General features: G+C 61.6%; 1 protein-coding gene. It reads left to right on the forward strand.

Going from position 1 to position 1,019, the window contains the following annotated elements:
• Window positions 1-879 (forward strand): CO dehydrogenase/CO-methylating acetyl-CoA synthase complex subunit beta (gene cdhC, locus P0O24_RS12475; protein ID WP_316970074.1); only part of this gene is annotated, 879 nt, incomplete at its 5' end.
• Window positions 880-1,019: the final 140 nt, after the last annotated feature.

Here is a 1,019-nt window from a genome sequence, read left to right on the forward strand (position 1 = left end):
GCCAAGGGTCTCCACGACGAAGAGGTGGACGTCTTCTACGGCTGCACCCTCTGTCAGGCCTTCGCCCCGACGAGCGCCTGCGCCGTCACCCCCGACAGACCATCACTTTGCGGTGCCATCACCTGGTTCGACGGCCGAGCCGCCGCCAAGGTCGACCCCGAGGGCCCCCAGTTCGCCATACCAAAGGAGGGAGTCATCGACGAGATCAAGGGCGAGTACGCGTCGGTTAACGAGATGGCTGAATCAAGGTCCGGCGGCGAGTATTCGAGGATGGCTCTATACACCTTCTTCGACGCGCCCCACACCTCCTGCGGCTGTTTCGAGACGATCGGGTTCTACATGCCCGAGGTTGACGGCATCGGGATCGTCGACCGTGACTTCCGTAACCCGACCCCCAACGGTCTACCCTTCTCCACCATGGCCGGCCAGGCCGGCGGCGGAAAGCAGGTAGTCGGTTTCCTGGGGATGGGCCTTCTCTACTACTTCTCGCCCAAGTTCCTCCAGGCCGACGGCGGCTGGAGACGTATCGTCTGGATGCCCAAAGAGCTCAAGGAGCGCGTCAAGGACGGTATCGACGCCGATATGTTCGACAAGATCGCGACCGAAGAGGACGCGGCAGACCTGACGGCTCTGAAGGCGTTCCTCCTGAAGGTCGACCACCCCGTGGTCGACGGGGTCGAGAGGAAGGTCGACGGCAAGAAGATCTCCGAGGGGTGGAAGATCGAGGACCCGTCCGAGTACGAGGACGCCGTCATCGCCTTCATCGAGGAGACCGGCGGCGACATCGACGTCGACGCCATCAAGGCGAAGCTGAACATGAGCGAGGGCCAGTTCATGCAGGTTATCGAGTACCTGCAGGACGAGGGCATACTGGAGTAAGAATTTATAGTATCTCTGCGTTTGAGGGTGTAGGAGGTCGAAGGAAATGGCAAAGAAACTGTCACTTAAGCTGAAGAAGAAGGAACCTGAAGCAGCAGCCGCCCCCGCCGCAGCAGCGGCACCGGCGGCGGGAGCAGCCC

The organism is Candidatus Methanocrinis alkalitolerans (assembly GCF_029167205.1).
Taxonomy (GTDB): domain Archaea; phylum Halobacteriota; class Methanosarcinia; order Methanotrichales; family Methanotrichaceae; genus Methanocrinis; species Methanocrinis alkalitolerans.